Origin of the sequence: Shewanella sp. BJSY2023SW005, from assembly GCF_047314585.1 — a bacterium.
Taxonomy (GTDB): Bacteria; Pseudomonadota; Gammaproteobacteria; order Enterobacterales; family Shewanellaceae; genus Shewanella; species Shewanella algae.
Map to the genome: position 1 here is coordinate 1 of NZ_JBKORJ010000035.1, position 7,598 is coordinate 7,598.

The 7,598-nt window shown below is 51.7% G+C and carries 5 protein-coding genes and 1 pseudogene; all 6 read left to right on the forward strand.

From position 1 onward, the window contains the following. A pseudogene (locus tag ACMHXI_RS11030) lies at window positions 1–458 on the forward strand (hypothetical protein); the annotation flags it as partial. After that, window positions 455–1,345, forward strand: coding sequence for a DUF4123 domain-containing protein (locus ACMHXI_RS11035; RefSeq protein WP_208183030.1), 891 nt, complete (start codon window positions 455–457; stop codon window positions 1,343–1,345). The pseudogene ACMHXI_RS11030 and the gene ACMHXI_RS11035, both read left to right, overlap by 4 nt. Window positions 1,346–1,416: 71 nt before the next feature. Then, a complete protein-coding gene (locus ACMHXI_RS11040) occupies window positions 1,417–4,629 on the forward strand; it encodes a toxin VasX (RefSeq protein ID WP_338402369.1) in 3,213 nt (1,070 codons plus the stop codon). A gap of 91 nt (window positions 4,630–4,720) precedes the next feature. Beyond that, entirely contained in the window at window positions 4,721–5,809 is a 1,089-nt protein-coding gene (locus ACMHXI_RS11045) for a hypothetical protein (RefSeq protein WP_109248969.1), read from the forward strand. Window positions 5,810–6,156: 347 nt separating this feature from the next. Beyond that, window positions 6,157–6,675 carry an Hcp family type VI secretion system effector gene (locus ACMHXI_RS11050; protein ID WP_025890191.1) on the forward strand — a complete coding sequence of 173 codons (519 nt, stop codon included), beginning with the start codon at window positions 6,157–6,159 and terminating at the stop codon, window positions 6,673–6,675. Window positions 6,676–6,999: 324 nt separating this feature from the next. After that, the coding region (locus ACMHXI_RS11055; RefSeq protein ID WP_413734922.1) for a type VI secretion system Vgr family protein at window positions 7,000–7,598 on the forward strand (599 nt) is incomplete at its 3' end.

Sequence of the window (7,598 nt, forward strand, 5' to 3'; positions counted from 1 at the left end):
GGCGCAGCCGCATCGGCGGTAACGACCATCTGACGGTATTGGGCGAGTCCCGCCAGCAGGTAACGGGTGACAAGAGCCTGATAGTGGATGGCAGCTATCAGCAGAAAGTCGCCGCCAAAGAAGCGCTCGAAGTGGGCAGTGAAGTTCATCTCAAGTCATTGGGGAAAATTGTGCTCGATGCCGGCGCCGAGATCAGCATCAGTGCCGGTGGCAGCTTCGTCAAGGTCGATCCGGCCGGGGTGCACCTGGGCGGCGCGGCAGTTAATCTCAACTCGGGCGGCAGCCCAGGCTCAGGCAGCGGCTTTGCCGGCAAGGCACCGGAGCTTCCGGGTGAAGTGGCCGCTGCCGAGTTGCCTCAAGCTGAAATCGGGTTTGTTCCCGCAAAACAAGTGGCTGCACTTAAGGGTGAAGAGCCCTTGTGTGAAGTATGTAGTGAGGGGGGGGGATTAACCCTATGAATACAGGTGTCAAATTGACACTGCCCCCATTTATCTTGGATAAAGGGGAGCAGCTCTATTTATGTGTTGATGGCGGCCAAATCCCCGAGCTGGCTAGGCAGTTATACGGCCTGGCTGGAGAGCTCGATCTTGAAGCCATATATCTGTTTCCGCCTTACGACACGCTAAAATCGGTATCTCCCTATGTAATAAGAGCCACTGAGCCAGTCGAGCAATGGTTTTTAGCTCAAAACAAGCCGTTATCTGGATACTTCTTCGCCTCCGCATTGCCCCTCAATGTTATCTGTAGCCAGATGAGACGGCTGATCAGGATCCAGTCTCCCTATGGCAGCCAAGTGTTTTTCAAGCTTGCCCACAGTGAGGCGGCTTGGGTATTACTGGATACCCACATGCCAAAATTGTGGCAATCCATGACTCAGGCATGGCTACCGACACGGGATGGCTGGCGTCATCTGAGGCAGCCGGAGATGGTGGATACACGGATAAGCCCAGATATAAGACTCAGCGATGAGCAATGGCGACGTCTGGGGCAGATCTCATGGTGTAATATCCAAAAAAGTATCGCCCGCCACATGATGAAATACTTCCCCACTCGCTGGGCTGAGCTCCAGGAACCACAGGCTTGGGTAGCTCGTTGGGCTGATATCGCCTATCAAAAGGGATTTTGCATCGAGCGTGATCTATTGATGTTTTTCAACATCATCGGCTTTTTAGGTGAAGCTGCACTTACTGGCGCAGCTTACCCGGATATTCGTCTCTTGGTCGATACTCCCTCTGCGTTGCCGCCCACACAGCGCATTGAACAGGCTGCTGAGCTCGCCTTTCAATATAGCCAACCTAAGCCGGCATCTGCTGCAACACAGCAACAAGAGGAATCTGCAGTATGAACAACCCCATGGACGCCGCGAGATGCGGCGAGGTGAAAGACGCCAAAAGCCCTGTTAGTACTTGTCAGTTAATGAAACCGTCAGTGCAACTGATCCCAGTGCGTTATGGTTTGGTTGAACAGCTTACGCCTACCGATATCAAGCTTCCTTATGAGACTAAGGCAAAGCCTCTTGGGATAAGATTATTACGCGATGGCTGGCTGTATATCATAGTGGAAGAAAAAGGAGAAACCCTCCTTCATGAATATGTTGTTAAACAGGGCAAAATCAGCAAACTGGTGTGGCAAGGCAGTGAAGTGACCAGCGATGTGCGCACCCACTCAGTGGGAGAGGCTGCGTTGATATTTGCCAAAAAACACACCATCTATGCCGCTTATTCGGAACTGCAATGGACAGCGGTGAAGTGTTCACAAGTCATTGCCAATGAGAAAGATAGACAGCGCTTTATGCAGGTTATCAATCTGGCCGCTGCCGATGCAATGAAAGGCGGCAAAGATCTGTTGACATCCCAGCAGGCAAAAAACTGGCTGGCCGAGTGTGCTGAAAAATTGACAGCCTCGGAAGACCAACCAACGCCTTATCTCTGGGAGCACAAGCCCCTATATAAAGCGGTTGATTTTGCATCTCTGTCGGCCACAGTTTCCATGCAGTATAAAGAAGATCATCTCTATCTGATCCTAAATGATGATATAGGTGTATTGCGGGACTTGGCCGAATATCAGAGCAAAGTTGCCCAGTGGCTGGAAGAATGGCAAAGCGATGAGATGCGCTATCAAAAGTATGTCGAAGGCGGCTATATCGAAAGCCAATTATTATTAACACCTGAGCGTATTGACAGCTTTGCCTTTGCTGTCGGCGACACCAGTTTTGCCAAGTCTCTTAATTCAGTCCAAAAATCAGCAGTCATCGATTGGCTGCATGAATTTGATGAAAAATATGACGATATGGTTCGCCCGACGGTCGGTGAAAAGTATCGCAACATGAAAGCGGCACTGGGGCCGGATCTCATGGATAAGTATGAGGATGTCATTCATTCGGTAAAGGAACAGTACTTATTGCAAAACAGAGGCGCCCCTTTCTGGACGGGGCTCTGGGATGGCAATGCTGCTAAAGATGGCATTCGTGATTTAATTCATCTTGATGAGATGAGGCAGTTTTTACAGCAAGAGCGTACTAAGCTGCAGGGCTGGCATCGGATGCTTGACGCCATTACGGCTGATCGCAGCGCTTTATTTATCCGCTTTTATTTTGCAGCCTGGTACTTTGATTCCACATCCAGTAAACAATTGCGTGAATATTTGGCCGCCGAATACAGCTGTATTAAAGATCTGTGTTGGAATGACACTGCCAGTGCCTTGGTTGCCGGCACCTTGGACAAATTCCCCTGGATAAGCTACCCGGCGGTCTTCACATTAAGTACAGATGCCTATGATAAGCTGACCCAGAAGATCTTGGATCATATCAATAAGATAAAAAGTAGCTTGACGGCCAAAGAGTCGGCGCAAGAGTTCAACAACATTGGTACGAGTTTGAATAGCCTAGTATCGAATGAAGAGGCAAGACTAAAATTTACCAATCTCGATGATGAGCTGAAGGCGTTTCATCAGCTAACCATTGACAGCTATCAGCCGGCCATGACCTTGGCACTGGCAGATAAGACTCAAGAGTTACTACACTCAATGTCGCAAAATCTCCAGTTTGACCCCAATAGTGTGTTACGAAACTTAAACAATGCAGGGTGGCTGGAACTCCTTAAAGCCTATAGTATTCAGGGGGTCACAGTCACAGTGGCATCTGCGGCTGAAGCGACAAAGTTCGAGTCTCTGACAACAGATGCCTCGAAGTTACGCCATGATAATACCCGACTTAGTCATCAGATCCGTGAAGCTTTTGCTCAGCATCGCAAAAAGGGCAATTCCGGTGAACCCGAGAGCGTTAAGTCCCTGCGCCAAAGTCATCAGGCAAATCAGGATAAGCTCTCTCTTCTCGAGCCCCAAATTGCCCAGAGTATGACCCCCTATGGTGAACAACCCGGTAAGATTGGCTATCAGATAAAGGGGCTCACCCCAGAGCAGCGCGCCGAGATCAAGGCCATGGCCCGGGATCAGCAACTCAAAAAAAGTGGTAAGTTGCAGTTTCGCGCCAATGGTTGGGATGTCCTGGCCTTTATGCTGACTTGCTTTGCCGTTTGGAATGCTGCCAAGACATATAATGACAGTTTTGATAAACAGAAAGATGTTTCAGATTTGGATATCAGTCGCGATCTATCCGGTGCCCTAGGAGCCAGCTTTGGTTTGGTGCAGGGCATTAAGGCTACAACTAATATAAGCGCCTTAAAACTGGTGCAAAGCGGTGCCGGCAAGCTGCAATATGGCGCCAGTCTGGGGCGCTGGACGGCGGGTATGGGCTTGTTGGCCTATTTTTTCAGCGGTGCTTTTTCAGGCGCCAAGGCATGGCAAGCTGGGGAAAAAATGAAGATGGCCATGGATGCCGGCGATGCAGATGCCCGCAACCGCGCCATTATGGAGTTGGCGGCAGAGTCCAGCCTCACAGTTGTCAATGGCGCTGGGTTTATTCGCACTGGTATTATTGCCCTCTCTATCTGGAATGATACCCGCAATATCCCTAAAGCCATGCTATGGGCTACCAACAGTGGCAGATTGCTGAGTATCGGTTTGAGGGTTAATCTTATCGGTATCGCGATATCGGCGCTGCAACTCGGCACAACCGTTATCTACAATATGAACCAGCGCACGGACTATCAGAATTGGTTTGAAAAGAGCTGCTGGGGCAAGAAACCCGCCTTTGACTCTCTACAAGAGAGTAACTATCAGTTGGCGAAGCTCACCGCTATGCCTAGAGCCAACCTGATTGAGCTAAGTCAGGGCAGAGCCTTGTCTGTGACTCTGCCTGGGATCTCGCTGGAGCAACTGGATGACGCCGAGGTTAAGCTCGCCGCTTACTGGATGACCGATGCACAAAGCAATGACTGGCAGGCCTACACGGCAGCGCTGGAGCTGCAATGGCGTTGCTTGAGTGAGCCAGGTGAACCTTTACAGATTGCGTTGCTCATCTACCCCAATGAGACTAACGCCAACCATGGCATTGCCCTGGAGTTGAATTATCGGCCGATGCCGGACTCCAACAGGCGAGAGACGGTGCGCTTTCAAACCGAGAGTTTTTATCGCGTCGGCGCCTTGAGCCAGGTGCAGCTGTTTAAGGCCAGAAATGTCTCAGAGGCCAACCTGCGCCCGCTCACTACAGCGCAGCTGTCATTCAAGTAATGCCGTTTTCGCGGCAATAAGAGTAGCAATTAGCAATAGCATCAGTTAGCAAGAGTATCAACAGACAATACAGAGGTAAATAGAGTCAATTATGAGTCAAACATCAGCCAGCTTAGATCTTAATGCCACTCCCCCTTATGCAGGGGAGCTGCGCCCCTTTCCCCTAGGCGAGGCGCTGTTTTTCTCCCCCAAACCCCTGCCTTCGGCCATCGCTTCATCTGCACTTGGCCCCTCGGGCGAGGTACTGGAAATCAATGATGTTTATATGGACATAGGCGGAACCAGTCATGGCAAGGCCTTTCAGGTGCAGTTGTACACTGGCTGTATAAGCTTTTTCCTTTTTGTACAAATGGCTACCAGCCTGTTGATAGCGCGTAAGGATTATATTATCAATGACGGACAGGCTTCGTTTTGGCATTACTTTGTTGAATCTGTGATTGAGTTGTTACCATTCACCATTATTTGCGCATCCGTTGCCCTCTGTTTAGGCGGCTATGTCATCATCAGCACATCGCTGAAAGCTGCCCGCCAGCGGCCGCTGAGGTTTAACCGCCAGCGGCGTGAGGTGTGCTACTACCCCGAGGGCAGCAAACAGCCGCAGTTTATTCCCTGGGAGGAGGTGGTGTCCTGGGTCGCCATGCATAAGGGCGCCACCGGCACCAATGTGATGACTAACGTCACTTTTGGGATGGCCTTGCCTCATGGCGACAACTACTGGATGCTGACCCGGCCGGTTGCCACACTGGCCTCGGCGCAGCTCTCCTGGGAGACCATGCGTTGCTATATGGATGAAGCACCTGAATATTGGGCCTCAGCGGCACAACCGGAAAATAGACACAGCTTCGATGAGCATCGCAAGTCGCTGCACGAACACTTTAAGATAGGGCCGAAAAACCTGTTTTGGATGGAGTGGGGCGATCACAGCACTTCCTATGCGGGCATGGTGTGGTTTTATCTGGTGAATGTGTTTTGCCTGTGGAAGTTTCCCTATTGGGTGTCAGAGTGGACCCAAAACCTTGCCACCTTTCAACCCACCGCAGCACTGGAGGCCTGGTCTCAGCCGTTGCCTGAAAGTGAATGGGCCCAGCCCAGCGCAGAGCTGGTTCGTTTAAAAGCGGAAATCACCGCGCACTACCAAGCCGGTGGCTCTCTGGGGGATTTTGTCAAACCAGCCGCCTAGGGCTATGACGACGAGCTAATTTACCCCAGAGCTTATACCTAAGTTGCAAAAGTGAACGCCACTAGGGCTTATTCACACCTTCTTTAAGACTTTTACAGGAATGCTCTTAAAGCAAGTCGACTTCAGCTTATTCCTTGGGACATTCCTTCAGGCCACTCTTTCGGGCAACTCTCTTCGGGCAAGAATTTGCCCGGCGAGCAAAAAATTGCCCGGGTTCGGGCAAGAAATTGCCCGGAGAGCGGGTGTGGGTTTGGATGTTGTTGTAAAACAGCATCTTACGATTTGGCATGCTTCTGGCATTGGGTGATGAGGTTTTATCACTCATTCAACAGTAAAAGGAATTAACCATGCCAACACCATGTTATATCTCCATCGAAGGTCAAACCCAGGGCAACATCACTGCAGGCGCGTTTACAGCCGAGTCAGTGGGCGACATCTTTGTGGAAGGTCATGAAGACGAGATGCTGGTTCAGGAATTCAACCATGTGGTGACAGTGCCGACCGACCCACAGTCAGGTATGCCTTCGGGTCAACGGGTGCACAAGCCGTTCAAGTTCACCGTGGCGCTGAACAAGGCGGTGCCTTTGATGTACAACTCGCTGTCATCCGGTGAGAAGCTGAACAAGGTTGAGCTGAAGTGGTACCGCACCTCTATCGAGGGCAAGCAGGAGCACTTCTTCACCACCAAGCTTGAAGGTGCGACGATAGTGGACATCAACTGCCACATGCCACACTGCCAGGACCCGAACAAGGCGGATTTCACTCAATTGGTTGAGGTGTCAATGGCCTATCGCAAGATAGACTGGGACCACGTGAGTGCCGGTACTTCAGGTGCGGATGACTGGCGCAAGCCCATCGAAGCCTGATAGTGTGTGTCAGCCACCGCCTTGCGGTGGCTGTTTGCCATTGGGGTGTTTTCTGGCGAGGACGTCAACTGACAGTGTAACCGGTTGATTGAGAGCCAGAGAGCAGGCCAATGGCTTTTGGTGCAATTCGGCTAAACGGACATTCAACAGACATTCGAGTCAATCGCATTTAAACCAAGAGCAAAACGGCACTCGGCGAGCGGAGCTCAACGCCTTCCCCTAAAGCAGGGATAGAAGCCGGGGCTCAGACAGCAAGAGCTCAGACAGCAAGAGCTCAGACAGCAAGAGTACCGCGAAAGGACAGGGACAATAAGGACAGCGAAGATGAGTCATCAAGGGAGCGGCATGCGTTTTGGATTCAAGGCGGGCAGTTTGGCAGAGGATAGCCTGTCGGTGCTGTCGTTCAAGCTGAAAGAATCGCTGTCGAGTCCTTATGTGGTAGAGCTTGAGTTGCTGAGTCGCCGGGACGATATCAAGGCGAGCGACTTGGTGGACCAGAGCGGGGTACTGAGTTGGTGGCAGGACGGCGAATGCCAACGAGAATTGCACGGCATAGTAAGCCGCTTTGGCCGCGGCGACAGCGGCCATAGACAGACCCGCTACCGGCTGAGACTGGAGCCGGCCCTGAGCCGCCTGCAGCTGCGGCGCAACAGCCGCATTTTCCAGGAAAAGAGCCTGACCGACATCATCGCGGTGCTGTTCGGCGAAATGGGCATTACCGACTACGCCTTTCGCTGTGACCCGCGCCATGAAAGCCGCAAACGGGAATACTGCGTGCAGTATGGCGAGAGCGACTTTGACTTCTTCGAGCGCCTGACCCGCGAAGCGGGACTGTTCTACTACTTCGAGCACAGCAGCGACAAACACACCCTGGTGCTGTGCGATGCACTGGACAAACTGAGCCTGAGCCCCCACAGCTACCC